At 69.6% G+C, this 20,465-nt stretch carries 18 protein-coding genes; 14 read left to right on the forward strand and 4 right to left on the reverse strand.

The window, feature by feature from the left end; all coding sequences use genetic code 11:
* Positions 1-1,025: 1,025 nt before the first annotated feature.
* Together HXX10_RS08515 and HXX10_RS08520 are read left to right on the forward strand one after the other, a co-directional pair.
* A complete protein-coding gene (locus tag HXX10_RS08515; RefSeq protein WP_296521642.1) occupies positions 1,026-1,322 on the forward strand; it encodes a hypothetical protein in 297 nt (98 codons plus the stop codon).
* Between the two features lie 257 nt (positions 1,323-1,579).
* On the forward strand, positions 1,580-2,176 hold the full coding sequence (locus tag HXX10_RS08520; protein ID WP_296521644.1) for an HD domain-containing protein: 597 nt from the start codon (positions 1,580-1,582) through the stop codon (positions 2,174-2,176).
* Between the two features lie 182 nt (positions 2,177-2,358).
* On the opposite strand, the gene HXX10_RS08525 is transcribed toward HXX10_RS08520, so the two are convergent.
* Together HXX10_RS08525 and HXX10_RS08530 are read right to left on the reverse strand one after the other, a co-directional pair.
* The gene (locus tag HXX10_RS08525) at positions 2,359-3,813 is read right to left on the reverse strand and encodes a GntP family permease (RefSeq protein ID WP_296521647.1); all 1,455 of its coding nucleotides are present in this window, start codon (positions 3,811-3,813) and stop codon (positions 2,359-2,361) included.
* A gap of 4 nt (positions 3,814-3,817) precedes the next feature.
* On the reverse strand, positions 3,818-4,843 hold the full coding sequence (locus HXX10_RS08530; protein WP_296521649.1) for a patatin-like phospholipase family protein: 1,026 nt from the start codon (positions 4,841-4,843) through the stop codon (positions 3,818-3,820).
* Positions 4,844-5,562: 719 nt separating this feature from the next.
* Here HXX10_RS08530 and glsA point away from each other — a divergent pair.
* The 11 genes from glsA (at position 5,563) to HXX10_RS08585 (ending at position 17,295) form a co-directional block, all read left to right on the forward strand.
* A complete protein-coding gene (glsA, locus tag HXX10_RS08535) occupies positions 5,563-6,567 on the forward strand; it encodes a glutaminase A (RefSeq protein ID WP_296521651.1) in 1,005 nt (334 codons plus the stop codon).
* Between the two features lie 55 nt (positions 6,568-6,622).
* Positions 6,623-8,269: an MFS transporter gene (locus HXX10_RS08540; RefSeq protein ID WP_296521653.1), complete on the forward strand. Its 1,647-nt coding sequence runs from the start codon at positions 6,623-6,625 to the stop codon at positions 8,267-8,269.
* Between the two features lie 34 nt (positions 8,270-8,303).
* On the forward strand, positions 8,304-8,816 hold the full coding sequence (locus tag HXX10_RS08545; protein WP_296521655.1) for a DUF1269 domain-containing protein: 513 nt from the start codon (positions 8,304-8,306) through the stop codon (positions 8,814-8,816).
* Positions 8,817-9,041: 225 nt separating this feature from the next.
* A complete protein-coding gene (locus HXX10_RS08550) occupies positions 9,042-10,013 on the forward strand; it encodes an efflux RND transporter periplasmic adaptor subunit (RefSeq protein WP_367141946.1) in 972 nt (323 codons plus the stop codon).
* The gene (locus tag HXX10_RS08555) at positions 10,010-13,066 is read left to right on the forward strand and encodes an efflux RND transporter permease subunit (RefSeq protein ID WP_296521660.1); all 3,057 of its coding nucleotides are present in this window, start codon (positions 10,010-10,012) and stop codon (positions 13,064-13,066) included. Before HXX10_RS08550 ends, HXX10_RS08555 begins: the two co-directional genes overlap by 4 nt.
* Positions 13,067-13,134: 68 nt before the next feature.
* Positions 13,135-13,632, forward strand: coding sequence for a Na+/H+ antiporter subunit E (locus HXX10_RS08560; protein ID WP_296521662.1), 498 nt, complete (start codon positions 13,135-13,137; stop codon positions 13,630-13,632).
* A complete protein-coding gene (locus HXX10_RS08565; protein WP_296521663.1) occupies positions 13,625-13,915 on the forward strand; it encodes a monovalent cation/H+ antiporter complex subunit F in 291 nt (96 codons plus the stop codon). Before HXX10_RS08560 ends, HXX10_RS08565 begins: the two co-directional genes overlap by 8 nt.
* The gene (locus HXX10_RS08570; RefSeq protein ID WP_296521664.1) at positions 13,912-14,205 is read left to right on the forward strand and encodes a monovalent cation/H(+) antiporter subunit G; all 294 of its coding nucleotides are present in this window, start codon (positions 13,912-13,914) and stop codon (positions 14,203-14,205) included. The genes HXX10_RS08565 and HXX10_RS08570 overlap by 4 nt, the downstream gene beginning before the upstream one ends.
* On the forward strand, positions 14,202-15,149 hold the full coding sequence (locus tag HXX10_RS08575; protein WP_296521667.1) for a hydrogenase subunit MbhD domain-containing protein: 948 nt from the start codon (positions 14,202-14,204) through the stop codon (positions 15,147-15,149). The genes HXX10_RS08570 and HXX10_RS08575 overlap by 4 nt, the downstream gene beginning before the upstream one ends.
* Entirely contained in the window at positions 15,146-15,487 is a 342-nt protein-coding gene (locus tag HXX10_RS08580; RefSeq protein ID WP_296521669.1) for an NADH-quinone oxidoreductase subunit K, read from the forward strand. Before HXX10_RS08575 ends, HXX10_RS08580 begins: the two co-directional genes overlap by 4 nt.
* Positions 15,487-17,295 carry a proton-conducting transporter membrane subunit gene (locus HXX10_RS08585; RefSeq protein WP_296521670.1) on the forward strand — a complete coding sequence of 603 codons (1,809 nt, stop codon included), beginning with the start codon at positions 15,487-15,489 and terminating at the stop codon, positions 17,293-17,295. The genes HXX10_RS08580 and HXX10_RS08585 overlap by 1 nt, the downstream gene beginning before the upstream one ends.
* 37 nt (positions 17,296-17,332) lie before the next feature.
* Here the strand turns inward: HXX10_RS08585 and HXX10_RS08590 are convergent, their stop codons facing one another.
* The gene (locus HXX10_RS08590; RefSeq protein WP_296521672.1) at positions 17,333-18,334 is read right to left on the reverse strand and encodes a tripartite tricarboxylate transporter substrate binding protein; all 1,002 of its coding nucleotides are present in this window, start codon (positions 18,332-18,334) and stop codon (positions 17,333-17,335) included.
* A 177-nt stretch (positions 18,335-18,511) separates the two neighbouring features.
* Positions 18,512-18,973 carry a lipocalin-like domain-containing protein gene (locus tag HXX10_RS08595; protein WP_296521747.1) on the reverse strand — a complete coding sequence of 154 codons (462 nt, stop codon included), beginning with the start codon at positions 18,971-18,973 and terminating at the stop codon, positions 18,512-18,514.
* 470 nt (positions 18,974-19,443) lie between these two features.
* Here HXX10_RS08595 and HXX10_RS08600 point away from each other — a divergent pair, with 470 nt between their 5' ends.
* Positions 19,444-20,427 (forward strand): quinone oxidoreductase, encoded by a 984-nt coding sequence (locus HXX10_RS08600; RefSeq protein ID WP_296521675.1) that lies wholly within the window; start codon positions 19,444-19,446, stop codon positions 20,425-20,427.
* Positions 20,428-20,465 lie beyond the last annotated feature (38 nt).

Consider the following 20,465-nt stretch of genomic DNA (forward strand, 5'->3'; position numbering starts at 1 on the left):
ATTGTCATATATGGACTACATATGAATTACATCGATCTACCCACGACCCCACCCACGGGCGACGGCCGCCCTGACTCGTGCGCGGGGCAAGCTGAACCGCGCCGGATGCTGGCGCGAGCATTGGCCCGTCAGAAGCGCCTCGCCTGCTTTCCGGGCTCCGGCCTTCCTCCCGAGCGCGAGCCTTGCGAGCTGCTGTGCGAAGACCATGTCGGCACCTACGCCCTTCCCTATCTCTGCCAGTGGTCGGACGGGGCTTGGCGAAGCGTGAAGACGGGAACGCCCGTCAAGGGCGGTGTGGTCGCTTGGCGTAGGCGGCCGGACCCGTCCTGACCCGATGCCTGCCTGCTCCTCCCGCCACTCCGCCCCCAATAACGCTCGCCGACATGCGCACTTGGCGTGCGCTCTCTCGCGGTGACTTGCGAGGTCTGCCGCCAGGAGGCTGCAGTGCCGGTGGGCGCCCGGAGCGACGGCGTTTCAATGCCGGCGCTTGGTCCTCGCATGGCACGCAGACGATGCGGGATGGTCGGCGCCGACGCGCGGCCGACACATGTCGGCAAGTTCGCGCTGCGGCGCGCTGGTGAAGGTGTTCGCCGCACGATGCGACGTCGGCGGCGGCGCATGCTCTCCAGGTTTCGCCCCCCAGGACTCCGGCGCTCCGACCTCTCGAGGTCGCAACCATGGCCGGGCGTTCCCGATCGGCCGACGTGATCCGTCGGCCGACGACCGGCAGGTGCCAGGGCGAACGTCATTCCGCCAGCGCATCGAGATGTCCGGGGCGTTCGATCCGACGACGATGCGGCGGATGCGGTGCTGCTCGAGAATGACGCCGCCTCACAAGGGCGGTGCCAAGGCCAGCAGGAGGATGCCCGGACAATCTGGGCTGCCGGCTCGCCTTGCGGTCCTCCCTGAATGGGCGCACACTGAGTTGTCGAGAGCGGCGGCTCGCCCCTCGGAATTCCCAGAAGCCATTTCGAAAGCTGCAATGCCGCGCATGGCCCCATCGCCGTGCCGAGGAGGAGTCACCAATGCCCTATGACGTTCAGATCGACGAAAACCTGAGCTACATGGGTGCGAGCAACCGCACCAGCGCCGGCACGTTCGCCACGGCTGATGCGGCGATCGCCAAGTGCAAGGCCATCGTCGACGACGAGCTTGCGGGGATGTTCAAGCCGGGGATGGGCGCGGCGGAGCTGTTCGAGCTGTGGAGCATGTTCGGCGACGATCCGTTCATTCCCGATCCTGCCGTGACCTTCTCGGCTGACAGCTACGCGCGGACCCAATCCGAAGTCATCGCCGGTGGCCGATCGGATCCCGCTCGATAGGCGAAGAAGAAATCCCGCAAGGATGCTGCGGCTCGAGCAGGTCTGCGCTCCGCTGAACCGCAGTCCGTCACCCGCCTTCGCAACTTTCGATATCGCCACCTGCACGCTCCGCGCAATCGTCGGAGGGCCCCTCGAACAATTGGTCGATACGCCTGTGCGATGGGCGAGCCCTCGACGTGCAGGCGCCACCGCGGAGACGCCGAGACGGACGGAAGCCGTCCGACTCGCCGGCACAAATTCCAGCAAGGAGAAAGTGAATGAGCCAAGCGACGGTGCTCACCGATAGATTCGATCGTGCGCTTCTGTATGCCACCCACGTCCACGGCGGTCAGGTCCGGAAGGGCACGTCGACCCCCTACGTCGCACATCTGCTCGCCGTGGCTGCGACCGTCCTGGAGTATGGCGGCGACGAGGACCTCGCCATCGCGGCGTTGCTGCACGACAGCGTCGAGGACCAGGGCGGCAACGCCCGGCTCGCCGACGTTCGCAATCGGTTCGGCGAGCGGGTCGCGCGGATCGTCGAAGCCTGTTCCGATAGTCTCGCCGACGCAGCGAAAGGCGAGCGTAAGGCCGCCTGGCGTGATCGGAAGGAAGCCTACCTCGCCCATCTCGATCACGCTCACGAGGACATTCTGCGCGTCTCTCTCGCCGACAAAGTCCACAATGCCCGCGCTATCCTGCGCGACCTTCGCAAGACTGAGATCGGCGATAAGATTTGGGATCGTTTCAGCCAACCCAAAGAGCAAACCCTTTGGTACTATCGTAATCTCTCGGACCAATTCCGCAGATTGCTGCCCGGCCAACTTTCCGAGGAGCTGCACGAGATCGTCGAGATTTTGGAGCACGGCACGTGACGAGGCTCGTCCGGAAACGAGGGCCGTAGAGCGCGAGCCGTCGAAACATCGACGCCTTGGCGGCGCGGTTATGCGGCGCACCGAGGATGCACGATTGTTCCCGAACGAGGCGGCCATCATTCGCCGGCCGCAGCCGGTCGGGGGCGGGCGCGCGACGGATCCCCGCCGTCCGCTGTCGGCGCTCAGAACGAGCCGAAGACCGACCCGAGCGCGATCACTGCGACGAGGCCCAGCACGGCGCCGACGATGCCGACCATGACGATGTGGAAGTAGCCCTCGCGGTGGGTGGTGCCGCACACCGCCAGCAGCGTGACGACGGCGCCGTTGTGGGGAAGGCTGTCGAGCGTGCCGGAGCCGATCACGGCGACCCGGTGCAGCAGCGCCGGGTCGATGCCGAGCTCGCCGGCGAGCCGCATATAGGTGCCGCCGAGCGCGTCGAGCGCGATGGTCATGCCGCCGGAGGCGGAGCCGGTCAGCGCCGCCAGGATGTTGGTCGAGGCGGCGAGCGAGATGAGCGGTCCGCCCTGGATCGACAGCACCCAGTCGCGCACCAGCTCGAAGGCCGGCAGCGCGGCGACCACGGCGCCGAACCCGACCAGGCTCGCGACGCTGCAGGCCGGCAGCACCGAGGCGTTGGCGCCGGCATCCATGGTGGCGCGCAGCTCGCTCAGGCGGCGCAGGTTCAGCGCGACCACGGTGACGATGGCGGCCGCCAGCGCGACCACCACGGACCATACGCCGGCGACGGCCGACAGCGAGGTCGAGCCCCAGCGCGGCTCCGCCAGGAACGACACGTCGAGCCGCGGCAACACGCCGAGCGACATCACCAGATTGACGAGCACGACCACGACGAGCGGCGCGACGGCGACCGCGATCGGCGGTCCCTGGTCGGCGTGCCGTCCGTGGTTGATCTCGGCGGGGTCGAACTCGCGCGCCACGGTGGCGCGCTCGCGGACGATGTCGTCGGCCGCGGCGGCGCTCGGGTCGGCCATGATGCCGGGCCCGAACCCCTCCTTGCGGCGGCGGGCCGCGGCTTCCGCCCGGGCGAGCCAGACCAGCCCGAAGACGAGCATCACGATCGAGCCGACGACGCCGAGGCCGGGCGCCGCGAACGGCGTGGTGCCGAAGAACGGCATCGGGATGGCGTTCTGGATCGACGGCGTCCCCGGCAGGGCCGACATCGTGAAGGTCATGGTGCCGAGTGCGATCGCGGCAGGCATCAGCCGGCGCGGAATGTCGGCGGCGCGGAACAGCGCCTCGGCCATCGGGGCGATGACGAAGAACGCCACGAACAGGCTGACGCCGCCATAGGTGACGATCGCGCCGGCGATCACCACGGCCAGGATGGCGCGTTGCGGGCCGAGCTTGCGGGTCATGCCGTCGGCGATCGCCGTCACCGAGCCGCTGTCGTCCATCAGCTTGCCGAACAGGGCACCGAGCAGGAAGATCGGGAAGAACTGCGCGAGGAAGCGCGCGGCACTGCCCATGAAGGTCTCGGTCCAGTGGGCGAGCAGCGGCTCGCCGGCGAAGGCGGCGGCGATCACCGCCGCGAGGGGAGCGAGCAGCAGCACGCTCCAGCCCCGATAGGCGAGCGCGATCAGCAGGCAGAGGCCGACGAGAACACCGGCGAGTCCCATCGCGTCAGATCCTCGTCAGCAGAGCATCGAGATCGAAGGACGAGCGCTGCCCGAGATCGCCGGCATGGGCCTGGAGAAACGCCTCCGCGGCGGCGCGGCCGAGATCGCGCAGCTTGCAGAAGAAATCCCATTCGGCGATCAGCTTGGACGAGGCGCCGAGCTCGGCCATCTCCTCGCTGGCGATCCGGTGGATGCGCATGCCGGCCCACAAGGCGCCTTCGCAATTGCCCGGGTCTGCGACCTGGCGGAGCAGCGCGATCATGCGCAGCTCCTTCAGCAGGACCGCGTTGAACGAGACCTCGTTCAGGCGGTTGAGGATGTCGCGCGCCGAGCGCGGCGTGCCGGGCCGCTCGACCGGGTTGATCTGGACGATGATGGTGTCGCGCGAGCGGCATTCGCGCACCAGCGGCGTGATGGTCGGGTTGCCCGAGTAGCCGCCGTCCCAATAGGCGTCGCCGTCGATCTCGATCGACTGGAACATGGTCGGCAGGCAGGCGGAGGCGAGCAGCACGTCGGGCGTGATCTCGTCGTTGCGGAAGACGCGGCCCTGGCCGGTGCGGACGCTGGTCGCGGTGATGAACAGTTTTATCGGCGCCTGCGCGACGCGGGCGAAATCGATGTGCCGCGCCAGGATCGTCGACAGCGGGTTCGATCCGCCGGGATTGAGGTCGTAGGGCGAGACCATGCGGGCCATCAGATCCATGGCCACGTAGAGCGGCGAGTGGTCGAGGGTCCAGCGGCCGAGCAGCAGGTCGAGCGGAGTGCGCTGGAACGGGCTGAACCGGGCCGCGTCCGAGACGCTGCGCCAGAACGTCTCCAGGGCAGCGCGGGCGCCGTCGCGTCCGCCGGCCGCATGGCCGTCGACCAGAACGGCGGCGTTCATGGCGCCGGCCGAGGTGCCGGAGACGCCGTCGATCTCGAGCCACGGCTCCTCGAGCAGCCGGTCGAGGACGCCCCAACTGAAGGCGCCGTGGGAGCCACCCCCTTGCAGGGCGAGGTCGATAAGGACGGGTTCGCGGTCGACCGTCATGGCATTCTCGCTGTCGCTGGCTGCTCGGCGATGCGCGTCGCGAACGCCTGCTCCGGTCTCGCGCTGGCGCACTGCAGCATCGATCGTTTTGTCGCGCAATCGAATGACGTTTGCAAGAAACCGGGACCGCGGACCATCACAATGTCCGGTGGCCTCGCGTCGGATCACGTGTGCGTGACTATTCATGTCGACGCCGGGACGCGACGCCTCGTCGTCGGCATGGCGTCTAGTGCCGCGATGCGATCGGCACTAATCCTAATCCTCACTCCGAACACGATGCCGCGGCGGTTGTGTAGATCGTATCGGCATCATATAAGATCGACGATGCCAACGATAGCTGCGCGTCCATTGTCTCAGCGAGAACGCGAATGTTCGGGAAGAGGCATCGAGTTATCTTCATCTTTGGCCTCTCTCAGCGATCTGTTTCAAGCCGCTCCTCGTCGACGGGAGAGAAGCCTTGCGGCCTGTCCGGAGACACGGCTGCTCACGCCGAACACACGCGAGGCATCGCTGTCCGGCGACGCGGAACAAGGGCTGCTGACGACGACCAGCAACACGGCGTGATCTCAGCGACCCATGACCGGTGACGCGCATCGCGCGCGGACCGGTCCGGATCGATCCGGGCCTCGCCGCAGACCGCGATCGACGATATCCTGGATGATGACATCCCGGATGATGACGGCCAAGGTGAGATGACAACCAAGGAGAGGTCGGCAAACATGGACATGCGATCCGCGGCGACCGATCGCCCTGCGTTCTCCCACGTCTCGACCGGGCGCCTTCCGACCCCCGACGAGGTGCAGGGGCTGGTCGCCGAGGCGCATGCGCGGTTCAAGAGCAACGCCGACGGAGAGGTGTCGCAGGTCTATCCGGCGCTGGCGCGCGTGCCGAGCGATCTCTTCGGCGTGTGCGTCGTCGGCACCAGCGGAAACGTCTTCGCGGTCGGTGACACGGACGTCGGCTTCTCGATCATGAGCGTGTCCAAGCCGTTCGTGTTCGCCCTCGTCTGCGAGGCGATCGGCGCCGCCGAGGCCCGCGCCAAGCTCGGGGCCAATGCGACGGGCCTGCCGTTCAACTCGATCGCCGCAATCGAGTGGAGCCCCGACGGGCGAACCAATCCGATGGTCAACGCCGGCGCGATCGCGACCACCAGCCTGGTTCCCGGCGCGTCGGTCGACGCCAAATGGCGCTTCATCCACGACGGTCTGAGCCGCTTCGCCGGCCGCACGCTGCCGATGAACGACGAGGTCTACGCGTCGGCCTCGGAGACGAACTTCCGCAACCGCGGCATCGCCCACATGCTGCAGAGCCGCAACAGCATCTATTGCGACCCGCTGGAGGCGACCGACCTGTACACCCGGCAGTGCTCGCTCAACGTGAGCGCCCGGGATCTCGCCGTGATGGGCGCGACGCTCGCCGACGGCGGCGTCAACCCGCTGACCAAGGAGCGGGTCGTCGACGCGACCATCTGCCATTACGCGCTCGCCGTCATGGCGACAGCCGGCATGTACGAGACCTCGGGAGACTGGCTCTTCGACATCGGGCTGCCGGGCAAGAGCGGCATCGGTGGCGGCATCGTCACGGTGTCGCCCGGCAAGGGTGGCCTCGGCACCTTCGCCCCGCTGCTCGACGGCGCCGGCAACAGCGTCAAGGGCATCCTGGCCGCCAGGTTCCTCTCCCAGCAACTCGGGATGGATTTGTTCGTGTCGACGCCGGACGTCTGAGTTCGGGCCGATCGGCCGTGCATCACCGACATCGGAAACTCGAGGAACGCAATCCATGAGCACAACGCCGGCTGCCGAGGCGGTTTCCCCCGCGGACGAAAAGCAATCCTGGGCGCCGATGATCGCCATCGCGCTCGGCCAGGTGCTGATGTCGTTCAACGTGGCGGCGCTGCCCGTCGCCATGGGCGGCATGGTGGCGAGCTTCAACGTGCCCCCCACGACGGTGGCCACCGGCATCGTCATGTACTCCATGCTGGTCGCCGGCTTCGTGATGCTGGGCGCCAAGCTGAACCAGCGTTACGGCGCCCTGATGGTGTTCCGGGCCGTCGTCGTGCTGTTCGGTGCGGCCCAGGTGGTGATGACGTTCAGCCCCAATGCGGGCACCATGATGTTGGCGCAGGCCATGTCCGGCGCGGCCGGCGCCGCGCTGGTGCCCTCGCTGGTGGCGCTCATCGCCGAGAACTATCGCGGCACCCAGCAGGCGACGGCGCTCGGGGCGCTCGGATCGGCGCGTGCCGGCGCCGGCGTCGCGGCGTTCATGATCGGCGGCGTGCTCGGCACCTTCATCGGCTGGCGTCCGGTGTTCGGCATCCTGATCGTCCTGGCCGCGATCGTGTTCGCCCTGAGCTTCACGCTGAAGCGCGACGAGGGGCGCCCTGAGGTGCAGATCGACATCGTCGGCGTCGCTCTCGCCGCCGCCGCGATCGTGTCGATCAGCTTCGGCTTCAACAATCTCAATCGCTGGGGCCTGGCGGTCGCCTCGCCCGGCGCGCCGTTCGATCTCGCCGGCTTCTCGCCGGCGCCGGTGCTGATCGTCGTCGGCATCATGATCGGCTTCGCCTTCGTGCGGTGGACCTACGCACGCCAACAGGCCGGCAAGACGCCGCTGCTGGCGCTCGAGGTCATCGGCTCGGCGCAGGAGCGGGCCGCAGTCGCCGCGATGTTCGCCGTCGTCGCGCTCGAGGCGATGCTCAACTTCTCGGTGCCTCTGTATATCCAGATCGTGCAGGGCCGCTCGCCGCTCGCCACCGCGATCGCCATGATGCCGTTCAACCTGACGGTGTTCTTCACCGCCATGCTGGTCGTCCGGCTGTACAAGCGGCTGACACCGCGGCAGATCGGGCGCTACGGTTTCGCGCTGTGCACGGCGGCGCTGCTCTGGCTCGCCTTCGTGGTGAAGAACGACTGGAGCGCCGGCCCGGTTCTGGTCGGCCTCGTCCTGTTCGGCATCGGCCAGGGCTCGCTGGTCACGCTGCTGTTCAACGTCCTCGTGACGGCGTCGCCGAAGGAGCTCGCCGGCGATGTCGGCTCCCTGCGCGGCACCACCAACAATCTCGCCGCCGCGGTCGGCACGGCGGTCGCGGGTGCCCTGATGGTCGGCCTGCTCAGCTCGATCGTGCTGGGCAGTATCGCCGGCAGTCCCAAGCTCACGCCCGAGATCCAGGCGCAGGTCGATCTCGACAGCATCAACTTCGTCAGCGACGAGCGGCTGCAGGGCGTCCTGGCGGCGACCACCGCGACGCCCGAGCAGGTCCGGGAGGCGTTGCGCGTCAACGCCGAGGCACGCCTGCGGGCGCTGAAGATCGGGCTCGTCATCATGGCCAGCATCGCGATGCTGGCGATCATCCCGGCCAGCCGGCTGCCGAACTACATCCCGGGCGAGATACCCGATCCGTCGCCGCGGCGACGGGAACAGAAATGACGGTCACATTCGTTCGAGTCACAAGGGAGAGATCATGAGCACGTTGGTCGTACTCGGCTTCGACGGCCTTCACACCGCGGACGAGGTCTTGAACAAGCTGCGTTCGCTGCAGAAGGAGTACCTGATCGACCTGGAGGACGCCTGCGTGGTCGAGCGCGAGGCGTCCGGCAAGGTGCATGTCAAGCAGGCCGTCAATCTCACGGCACTCGGGGCGGCGACCGGCGTCAGCCGCGGCGCCCTGTGGGGTGCGCTGGTCGGCATCCTGTTCCTCAATCCACTGGCCGGCATGGCGGTCGGCGCCATTTCGGGGGCCGGCGCCGGCGCCCTGGCCGGCTCGCTGGCCAAGTACGGGATCGACGACGATTTCGTGAAGCGGCTGAGCGCGACCATCCCGGAAGGCTCGTCGGCCCTGTTCGTCTTGTTCAAGAGCGTGAACGAGGACAAGGTGCTGCCGGAGCTGGAACCCTACAAGCCGCGGGTGCTGAGAACCTCGCTGTCCAACGAGGACGAGGAGAAGCTGAAGGCGGAGCTGAGCAAGCTCGGCTGACGGCTCGTCTCTTCGGAGGACGCCGGTGCGGCCGAGCAGCCGCGCCGGCGTAGCCGGCCGTGCCCGAGCGGAGGTCGAATGCCACGAGGAATGAAGCGGACGCCCCGCCGACGTCAGGGGCTTTTCGGATGGGGTCGCGTTCTCGTCTGTTTCGGGCCTGCCCTGCTCGCCGCCTGCGGGCCCGCCGAGGAGGTCCGCGCCCCGGACCCGCGTCCGGTCCGCACCGTGACGGTGGCCAAGCGCGAGGCCGGCGAAAGCGTCGTGCTCACCGGCAGCGTCGCGGCCCAGGACGTGGCGGCGCTCGGCTTCCGCATCGGTGGCCGGGTGAAGGAGCGCCCCGTCAATGTCGGCGACCGCGTACGGCCCGGCCAGGTCATCGCGCGGCTCGAGCCGCAGAACGAGACCAACGCGCTGCGCTCGGCGCAGGCCGGCCTCGCCGCCGCGCAGGCGCAGCTCACCCAGGCGCGCAATCATTTCGAGCGCCAGGAGACCCTGCTGGCGCAGGGCTGGACGACGCGCGCCCTGTTCGACCAGGCCCAGAAGGAGCGCGACACCGCGCAGGCCCGGGTCGACTCCGCCGAGGCTCAGCTCAAGAGCGCCAACGACCTCCTCGACTTCACCGAGCTCGTCGCCGATGCCGAAGGCATCGTCACGGCGGTCGGGGCCGAGCCCGGCGAGGTCGTCCAGGCCGGACAGGCGATCGTGCGGCTCGCCCGCCAGGGCGGGCGCGACGCCGTGTTCGACGTGCCGGCCCAGGTGCTGCGGGCGGCGCCCGGCAACACGGTCATCACCGTGAGCCTGACCGACGACCCGGGCGTGACGGCGACCGGACGGGTCCGCGAGATCGCCCCGCAGGCCGATCCGGTGACCCGCACCTTCGAGGTCAAGGTCGGGCTCAGCGAGCCCCCGGAGACGATGCGGCTCGGCGCCACCGTGACGGGGCGCCTGCGCATGGACGCCCAGCCCGTGATGGAGATCCCGGCGACCGCGCTCACCAGGTCCGACCGCCAGCCCGCCGTCTGGGTGGTCGATCCGGCCAGCAGCACGGTGGCGCTGCGCAACGTCGACGTCGTCCGCTTCGATCCGGCCAAGGTCGCGGTCGCCGGCGGCATCGACGTCGGCGAGATCGTCGTCACGGCCGGCGTGCAGGCGCTGCACCCGGGACAGAAGGTGCGGCTCATCGGGGCGCGCCCATGAGCGGCCCCAACCTCTCCGCCTGGGCCCTCCGCCACCGCTCCTTCGTGCTCTATCTGATGATCGCCGTGACGCTGGCCGGCCTGCTCTCCTACATAAGGCTCGGCCGCAACGAGGACCCGGCTTTCACGTTCCGGGCCATGGTGGTCGAGGCGGCGTGGCCGGGGGCGACGCTGGCCGACACGCTCGACCAGATCACCGACCGGCTGGAGCGTACCCTCAAGGAGGTGCCGAACCTCGATTTCCTGCGCAGCACCACGGTGCCGGGCCGCGCGACGATCTTCGTCAACCTCAGGGGTGCGACGTCGCCCGCCGAGGTGCCGGACATCTGGTACGAGGTACGCAAGCGCGTCGCGGACATGCGCCACACCCTGCCGGCGGGCGTGGTCGGGCCCGGCTTCAACGACGACTTCGGCGACACCTTCGGCATCATCTACGGGCTGACCGCGGACGGCTTCACGCATCGCGAGCTGCGCGACAAGGCGGAGGCGATCCGCAAGCGGCTGCTGAGCTTGCGGGACGTCTCCAAGGTCGAGATCCTCGGCGCCCAGGACGAGCGGGTCTTCATCGAGTTCTCCACCGCGACGCTGGCCGGCCTCGGCATCGATCGTGCGGCCGTGGTGGCGGCCCTGCGGGCCCAGAACGCCGTCAGCCCCGCAGGCAGCATCCAGACCGGCGACGAGACGTTGGTGCTGCGGGTCTCCGGCGCGTTCGAGTCCGAGCTCGACATTCTCGACGTCAACATCGCGGCGAACGGTCGCTTGATCCGTCTGCGCGACATCGTCACGGTGCGGCGTGGGCTTGCCGATCCGCCGCAGCCGATGTTCCGGGTGAACGGCACGCCGGCAGTCGGCATCGCGGTCGCCATGCGGGAGGGCGGCGACATCCTGGCGCTCGGCCGCGACGTCAAGCGGATCATGGCCGAGATCACGGCGGACCTGCCGGTCGGCATCGAGCCCGTGCTGGTCGCCGACCAGTCGGCCGTGGTCGACACCGCCATCGGCGAGTTCATGGAGTCGCTCTGGCAGGCGATCGTGATCATCATGGCGGTCAGCGTCATCAGTCTCGGGTTCCGGGCCGGCGCGGTCGTGGCGCTGTCGATCCCGCTGACGCTGGCGCTGGTGTTCCCGGTGATGGAGCTGATCTCGGTCGACCTGCAGCGCATCTCGCTCGGCGCCCTGATCATCGCGCTCACGCTGCTGGTCGACGATGCGATGTCGACCATCGACGCGATGTCGATGAAGCTCGCCGAAGGCGCCAGCAAGGAGGAGTCGGCCGCCTTCGCCTACAAGACCCTGGCGATGCCGATGCTGACCGGCTCCTTCGTCACGCTCGCCGGCTTCATCCCGATCGGCTTCGCGAAAAGCTCGGCCGGCGAATACACGTTTTCCATCTTCGCCGTCGTCAGCGTCGCCCTGATCGCGTCGTGGGTCGTGGCGGTGCTGTTCACGCCACTGGTCGGGGTCGCGCTGCTGCCGACCCCGAAGGCCGCGACCGAGCCCGGCCGGCTGGTCCGGGTCTTCCGCAGCGTGCTGGTCGGCGCCATGCGGAACCGCTGGCTGACCATCGGCGTGACGCTCGCCTGCTTCGCCGCGTCGATCGCCGCCCTGCCGCTGATCCCGCGGCAGTTCTTCCCCTCGTCCGACAGGCCCGAGCTGCTGATCGACCTGCGGTTGCCCCAGAACGCCTCGATCCACGCCAGCTCGGACGCCTCCGCCCGGCTCGATCGCGTGCTCACCGCCGATCCCGACGTCGCCCACTGGAGCACCTATGTGGGCCGCGGCGTCATCCGCTTCTACCTGCCGCTCGACGTGCAGCTCAGGAACGACTTCTTCAGCCAGCTCGTCGTCGTCGCCAAGGACGTTTCCGCACGGGACCGGCTGCGCGAGCGACTGTCGAAGGTCTTGGCCGACGAGTTCCCGGCGGCCGTCTCGCGCATCGTGCCGCTGGAGCTCGGGCCGCCGGTCGGCTGGCCGGTGCAGTACCGGATCAGCGGGCCGGACCTCGCCGAGGTGCGCGACGCCGCCATGCTGCTCGCCTCGACGATCGCGGCCGACACGCGGGTGCGCCAGATCAACTTCGACTGGATGGAACCGGCCCGGAAGGTGCGGGTGCGGATCGACCAGGACCAGGCGCGCCTGCTGGGCTTGAGTTCCGAGGCGATCGCCGGCGTGCTGGCGAGCGTCGTCTCCGGCAACGCCGTGACCCAGATGCGCGACGGCATCTATCTGGTCGACGTGGTGGTGCGGGCGACCGACGAGCAGCGCGTCTCGTTGTCGACGCTGCGCAACCTGCAGGTCGGCCTGCCGAACGGGCGTACCGTGCCGCTCGGTCAGTTCGCCACCATCGACGACGAGCAGGAGTATCCGCTGATCTGGCGGCGCGACGGGCTGCCGACCCTCACGGTCCAGGCCGACGTCGCCGCGGGCGTGTCACCCGAAGCCGTGGTCGCCGCGCTGGCGCCGAAGATCGCCTGGGTGCAGGCCGGGCTGCCCACCGGCTACCGTATCGCCACCGGCGGCACGGTCGAGGAGAGCGCCAAGTCGCAGGCCTCGGTGTTCGCCGTCGTGCCGGCCATGCTGTTCGTCACCATCACGATCCTGATGATCCAGCTTCAGAGCTTCAGCCGTCTTGCGCTGGTGCTGAGCGTCGTGCCGCTCGGGCTGATCGGCATCGTCGCGGCCCTGCTGCTGTTCCAGAAGCCGCTCGGCTTCGTCGCCATTCTCGGCGTCCTCGCCCTGATGGGCATGATCGCCCGCAACGCCGTGATCCTGATCGACCAGATCGAGACCGAGCGCGGCGAAGGCAAGACGATCTGGGACGCCGTGATCGCCGCGTCGCTGTCGCGGCTGCGGCCGATCGTGCTGACCGCGATCTCGACCGTGCTGGGCATGATCCCGATCGCCCCGACGATCTTCTGGGGCCCGATGGCCTACGCCATCATGGGCGGCCTCCTGGTCGCCACCGTGCTGACCCTGATCTTCCTCCCCGCCCTCTATGTCGCGTCGTTCAGGGCGAACGAGCCGGAGGCGAGCCCGCAGGCCGGAACCACCTGAGGCGGGAGACGACGAACCATGTCGCAGCGGCATCGTCGAACGCCGGCCCGAGCCCGAAGGCGCTCGTCGTGATCGGGACCGTCGGAGAGCATCGTACCGTGCAGCGGGCCGCCATCGTGCGGGCCGTGCTCCTCTTCGGCTTCTGGACGATCCTCGCCGGCGTCGGTGTCGCCGATCTCCTGGTCGGGGTCGGCGTCAGCGCGCTCGCGACCCGGGTGAGCCTGCACCTGCTGCCGGCGACGCCGCGGCGCTATGACCCGGTCGCGGCAGCGCGGCTCGCGCTTCGCTTCTTGCGCCAGTCCGTCGTCGCCGGGCTCGACGTCGCCCGCCGGGCCTTCGATCCGCGGCTGCCGCTGCGGCCGGGCTTCGTGAGCTATCCGGCCCGCTGTCCGCCCGGGCTGTTTCGCAGCGCGTTCACGGCGTTCACGAGCCTGCAGCCCGGCACCCTGCCGGCGGGCAGCGACGACGGCGGCATCGTCTATCATTGCCTCGACGTCGATGCGCCCGTCGTCTCGCAGCTCGCCACCGAGGAGGTGGCTCTGTCGGGGGTGGTCCGGCATGAATGAGTTCCTGACCGTGATGGTCGGCCTTATCCTCGCGCTGCTGGCGCTGGGGCTGGTGCGGGTCCTGCGCGGCCCGGGCGACGCCGATCGGATGATGGCGGCGCAACTGATCGGAACCTGCGGCATCGCCGCGCTGCTGATCATCGGCGTGATCGGCGACATCTCCGCGGCGATCGACGTGGCCCTGGTTCTGGCGCTGCTCGCCACCTTCGCGGCCGCAGCCTTCGCCGAATGCGCGCGGCGAGCGCAGCAGCCGGATACACCGCCGGAAACGGAGGGACCATGAGCGCCGTGCTCGATCTCGTGACCATCGTGGCCGTCTCGGCCGGGGTGTTCTTCTTCCTCGCCGGCACGGTCGGTCTGCTCCGCTTCCCCGACACGCTGACGCGGCTGCACGCGCTCACCAAGGCCGACAATCTCGGGCTCGGCCTCGTGGCGCTCGGGCTGCTGCCGCAGGCGGGGAGCCTCCAGAACGGCCTCAAGCTGGTTTGCGTCTGGCTCTTGGTCCTGCTGGCGGGCGCCACGGTCTCCCAGCTCGTCGCGCAGGCTGCGCGTCGCGAGGGATCGTCGTCATGACCATCGTCCCGGCGCTCGACCTCTTCGTCGCAGGCGTCGTCCTGATCGTCGCCGTGTGGACGGTCGTCGCCCGCGACAGCTCGTCCGCCGTGGTCGGCTTCGTCGCCTACGGCCTGCTTCTCGCGCTGGTGTGGGTGCGTCTCGGCGCGCCCGACGTGGCCTTGACCGAGGCGGCGATCGGCAGCGGCCTCACCGGCGCCCTGCTGATCGGCGCCGCGGCTCGCCTGCGCGCCGGCGAGTCCTCGACGTCCGCGGAGCACCTCGGCGGCGTCGGCCGGACGCTGGTCGCGGCGCTGGCGACGATCGTCGCGGCGGCGATCGCGGTCGCCCTGCTGTCGCTGCCCGATCCGGCTCCGTCGCTGGCGCCCGAGGCGGCCGCGAATGCCGGGGCCACCGGTCTCGGCAATCCGATCACCAACGTCCTGATGGCGTTCCGGGCCATGGACACGATGCTCGAGAAGTTCGTGCTCGTCATCGCCCTCGTCGGCGTGTGGTCGCTCGCGCCGGATGGCGCGTGGGGCGGGCGCCCACGCTCCTATCACCGGGCCGACCCGGAGGGGGCCCTCGTGTTCCTGGCGCGGGTCCTGCCGCCGCTGGGCGTCGTCCTCGGCATCTACGTGCTCTGGGTCAGCGCCGATCATCCGGGTGGCGCCTTTCAGGGCGCCACGATCCTGGCGGCGATGTGGCTGGTGGTCCTGATGGCAGGGCTCGGCGATGTGCCGGAGGTCGGCCGGCAGCAGTTGCGGCTGATGCTGGTCGCCGGGCCCGTCGTCTTCCTGATCGTCGGGCTCGGCGGTCTCCTGCTGGGCGGCGCGTTCCTGTCCTATCCGCAGGACTGGGCCAAGCCGGTGATCCTGGCGATCGAGTTCGCCATGATCCTGACCGTCGCGGCGACGCTCGCACTTTTGGTCGCGGGACCGCCCGAGAGGAGCGCCGAGCCGTGAGCGAGACGATCGTCTTCGGCCTGTGCGCCGCCGTCGTCGCCGGTCTCGGCCTCTACGGCGCGATCGTGAACCCGCAGCCGCTCCGCAAGATCCTGGCCTTCAACCTGCTCGGCAGCGGAGTGTTCCTGTTCTTCGGCGTCGTCGCCCGCAGGGGCGCGGCGGCCGGATTTCCGGGCGACCCGATACCACAGGCGCTGGTCATCACCGGGGTCGTCGTGGCGTTCTCGGCGACGGCATTGGCCCTGGCGCTGCTGCTTCGCTACTTCGACGCGACCGGCTCGGCCTCGCTGCGCGACGGCGCCGCGAGCAACGCCGGCCCAGAATCCACGGACGCGTGATGTCCGGTCCGGTCGCGGTCCTGGAGTCGGCGGGGTCGAGCGGGGCCCTGCTGGTGCTGTCGATCGTGGTCCCGGTGGCCGCCGCGCTCGTCGCGTTCGTCGCCGGCGGCCGGCGCACCGCATGGATCGCGCTTGCCGCACTGCCCGTCGGCCTCGCCGTCGCGGTCGCGATCGCGGCCAAGGTTCCACAGACGGGCGGCGCGCTGGTCTATCTGCTCGGCGGCTGGGCGCCGCCGCTCGGGGTCGCGCTGCGGGCGGACGGCCTGTCGGCCGTCATGCTCGTCGTCACGGCATGCGTCGTCGCCGCGATCGGCGTCTATGCGCGGGCGGACTTCCGCGTCGCCGCGGGCGCGGCCGAGGAGCGCGCACCCTTCACGTTCTGGATCCTGTTGCTGGGCGTGTGGGGCGGCCTGAACACGGTCTTCCTGGCCGGTGATCTGTTCACGCTCTACGTGGCGCTGGAGATCCTCACCTTCGCGGCGGTGCCGCTGGTCTGCCTCGACGGTCGCGCCGAGACCCTGCAGGCGGCGCTGCGCTATCTGCTGTTCGCGCTCCTCGGCTCGGTGCTCTATCTGGCGGGAACGACGCTTCTCTACGGTGCCTACGGCACGCTCGACGTCGTCCTGCTGTCGCGCCTCGTGACGGCGGAACCGGCCGTGCTGGTCGCCGGCTCGCTGATGACGGTCGGGCTTCTCGCCAAGACCGCGCTGGTGCCGCTGCATCTCTGGCTGCCGCCTGCCCATGCCGGCGCACCGCCTGCCGGGAGTGCGCTGCTCTCGGCCCTGGTCGTGAAAGGCTCCTTCTTCATCGTGGTCCGGCTCTGGTTCGACGTGATGCCGGGACTGCAGAGCGTCGCGGCGACGCAGATGTTGTCCGCGCTGGGAGCGACGGCGATCCTGCTCGGCAGTGTCGTCGCGCTGCGCCAGGAGCGGCTCAAGCTGCTGATCGCCTATTCGACGCTGGCGCAGATCGGATATCTCTTCCTGATGTTCGCGCTCGCCTATGACGCCGGCGCGGCGTCGATGCTGAAGGGCGACGCGCTGGCGGGCGGCATGCTGCAGGCGATGTCGCATGCGGCCGCCAAGGCCGCCATGTTCATGGCCGCCGGGTCGATCTATACGGCGCTGGGGCACGATCGCATCGCGGCACTCGCCGGCGCCGGCCGGCGCGTGCCGGGCGCCGTCGCCGCCTTCGCGCTCGGCGGATTGGCGCTGGTCGGGCTACCACCGAGCGGGGCCTATCTGGCAAAGGAGCTGCTGTTGCGGTCGGCGGCCGACACAGGGCAATGGTGGTGGGCCGTCGTGATCCAGGCGGGCGGCGCCTTCACGTGCGCCTACCTTCTGCTGGTGCTCGCCCGTGTCCTCGGACCGGTGAACCGTACCGCGACGGCGGACGAAACGACGGACGAAACGGCGACGAAGCGCGGTCGCGTCGGCTGGTCTCAGCAGGCGGCGGCGCTGGCGCTCGCGGCCTGCTCGCTGGCGCTGGGGCTGGTCGACTGGAGCGCATGGCTTCCGGTTCCGCCCGGCACCCGCCTGTCGTCGTCCCTCGTCGACACGATCGCGGCCGCGGTCTGGCCGGTTCTGGCCGGCGGGGTGCTCGCCGTTCTGCTCGGGCGTTGGACACCACCGCCTCGCGGCCGGCTGCAGCAGGCCGCTGCCGCGCTCGGACCGCTGCGCCGGGCCGGTGTCGCGCTGGGCGCGGGATTCTGTCGGGCCGATGCGTTCCTGCGGCAGTGGCCCGTGGCGGGATTGTCGCTGCTCGCCTTGGCGATCGTGTTCGGCGCGGCCTTGTCGGCACGATATTGAGGCCCGGCCCGCGCCGTCCGATGCGGCCGGGCGCCCGTCAGCTCGACAGTCCGGAGACCCGGACCATCTCCTTCCACAGCGGCCGCTCGCGGACGACTTTCGCGGACAGGGTCTCGGGATCGGAGGACAGGCAGCGGGCGCCCGCCGTCTCGAAGCGGCGCTGGACGGCCGGATCGGCGGCGATCTCGCGCTGGGCCGCGGCGAGCGCGTCGACGATCGCCCGCGGCGTGCCGGCCGGCGCCACGAAGGCCGCCCAGGAGGTCGCCTCGAGGTTCGGAACACCGGCCTCGGCCATGGTGGGAACGTTCGGCAGGGTCGGCCAGCGCTGCGCCGAGGTGACGGCGAGCGGGCGGATCTGCCCGCTCTCGATATAGGCCATGTAGGAGGCGAGATTGTCGACCGAATAGGTCACGTCGCCGGACAGCATCGCCGGGATCGTCTGCGCCGCACCGCGGAACGGCACGTGCACCGCGTCGATCCCGGTGCGCGCCGCCAGCAGCGCCGCGCACAGATGCGTCGAGGTGCCGACGCCCGAGCTGCCGTAGCTGATGCCGCGGCGCGGCTTCGCCCAGGCGACGAACTCACCGACCGTCGCCGCCGGCACGTGGTTCGGCACGGCGAAGACGTTGGGCAAGTCCCAGGTCAGCGAGATCGGGGCAAAATCGCGGTCCGGATCGTAGGGCAGCCGCTCGTAGAGGAACTGGTTGATCGAGAAATGCCCGACCGTCGCCGAGGCGAGCGTGTAGCCGTCGGCCGGGCTGCCGACCAGCGCCGCGATGCCGATATTGCCGGCCGCGCCGGGCTTGTTCTCGATCACGAAGGGCTGGCCGAAGCGGCTTTCGAGCCGTTCGGCCAAGATGCGGGTGAGGAGATCGACCGAGCCGCCGGCCGGATACGGGACGATCAGGCGCACCGGACGATCGGGCCACACGGCGGGACCGCCGGCGCGCACCACTGCCGCGACGAGCCCGGCCGCACCGAGCCCCAGGCAGCCCACGGCGAAGGCGCGCCGCGTGATCCGTGGCTGCTGGGATCCCATGTCGATCTCCGATGTCTCAGGGCGAGCAAGGCCGGCGAGCCGGACCTTCCCGCCGCCGCGCCTGCGTATCATGCGCCGTCGCGCTTGTCCTAGCCCGGAGCGCAAGGCCGCCCCCCGCCGGCTAGGCCGATTGCCGATCGGTCCGGGATCCAGGCCGCCGATCCGTGCGGCAGCGACCTACTCCGCCTTCTGGAACGTCACGATGCTGCGTTGCATGCCTTTGTCGGCCCAGTTGGGCATGATGCGCCAGGGGGTGAGCACCTGGAGCCGCCCGTTCTCGATCTTGTAGGTACGCGACTGCTCGGTGCCGACCCACTCGGGATTCCAGGCGACCTCGACATTGGTGATCCACTTGTCGCCTTCGAGCCGGTAGCGTCCCGTATAGGCCACCATGGTGGTGAGCAGCGCGGCGCGCTCCTCGGCCGTCTTGGCCGGCATGCGCCCTTCGCCCGTCAGCATGAAGAACACCCGGCCATCCGGGGTGAACAGGGAATATCCGGTCGGATGGTCTCCCATCACCGGGCCTCGCTGGCCGGTCGCCTGCACCTCGACCTCGTATCCGACGAGCTTCCACAGTCCGACGACGCTCGCCGTATCTTCAGCCCAGCTCGGCCGGACGGCTCCGGCCGTCACCAGCACGGCCGCCAACGATGCGATGAGAACGAAGCGCTTTTGCACGACAGCCTCCCAGGGTGGTGGTTTCGGCCGGCGTAACGCGGGGTGGAGGAGTCGCCGGCTTCGCCGTCTCGGCCCGGCACGCCGCGATGGGCCGACGGGTGTCGGCGGGACGGCCAGGATGGGCCAGCATACTGCCGGCCGGTTGCGTCCCGGCATCACAATCCACGGACGTACTCTAACCGGGAGACCTCGCGCCGGCGGCCGGCGAGGCGGACATGGTCGGTCCAGTCCAGCATCCAGCCGACCTGCAGCCCTTTCACCTCCCGCCCCTGCCCCATCGTTTTCACATGGCATGCCGGCGCGGGGGTGCGTTCCGGGGGGCCGGCCGGGTTGCTATGACGGTTGCTCCGATCGGCACCGCCCCCGAAATTCCCACCGCGGTGCCGGCTCCACGACTTTTCGGACTCCGCTCGTCCAGGGAGAGGCGCATCATGAGCAGCAAGGCACGTGTGGTCAGGTATGCGAAGACGGGTGCGCCCGAGGTGCTCGTGCTGGAAACCGTCGATCTCGCCGACCCCGGCCCGGGCGAGGTCCAGATCCGCCAGCGCGCGGTCGGCCTCAACTACCAGGACTGCTACTTCCGGTCCGGCTTCTACCCGGCGCCGCTGCCGGGTGCGGTCGGCACCGAGGCGGCCGGCCTGGTCGAGAAGGTCGGCGCCGGGGTGACCGGGTTCAAGCCGGGCGACCGCGTGGTCTATGCGGGTGGTGCGTCCGGCTCCTATGCGGATCTCCGCAATATGCCGGTCGAGCGCGTGGTCGCGATCCCCAACGGCATCGCCGAGGAGGACGCCGCGGCGCTGCTGATGAAGGGAATGACGGCCGAGTACCTGCTGACCCGCTGCTACCCGGTGAAGAAGGGCGAGCTCGTGCTGTTCTACGCCGCCTCCGGCGGCGTCGGCCTGATCGCCGGCCAGTGGGGCCATCATCTCGGCGCCCGCATGATCGGCGTCGCCTCCGGGGCCGAGAAGTGCAAGAAGGCGAAGGAGAACGGCTACGAGTTCGTGATCGACCGCTCGCGCGAGGACATTTTGGCGCGGGTGAAGGAGATCACCGGCGGCGCCGGCGTGCCGGTGGTCTACGACTCGATCGGCAAGGCGACCTTCGACACCTCGATCGCGGCGTTGGCGCCGCGCGGCTATTTCGTGTCGTTCGGCACCACCACGGGGGCGCCGCCGCCGGTCGAGGCCGGGCTCCTGCAGAAGAAGGGCTCGCTCTACTTCACCCGCCCGACGCTGGCCACCTATTGCGGCACGCGGGAGGAGATTCTGACATCGGCCAAGAAGCTGTTCGACCTCTTCCTCGCCGGCAAGATCAAGTCGAACATCGGCAAGCGCTACGTGATGAGCGACGCGGTGAGCGCCCACCGCGACCTCGAAGCCGGCAAGACCATCGGGGCGTCGCTGCTGCTGCCCTGACCGGCCCCCGGCGCGAAGCTCCCGGACGGCCCTCCCGG

It is taken from the genome of Rhodoplanes sp., from assembly GCF_013377085.1.
Classification (GTDB): domain Bacteria; phylum Pseudomonadota; class Alphaproteobacteria; order Rhizobiales; family Xanthobacteraceae; genus Rhodoplanes.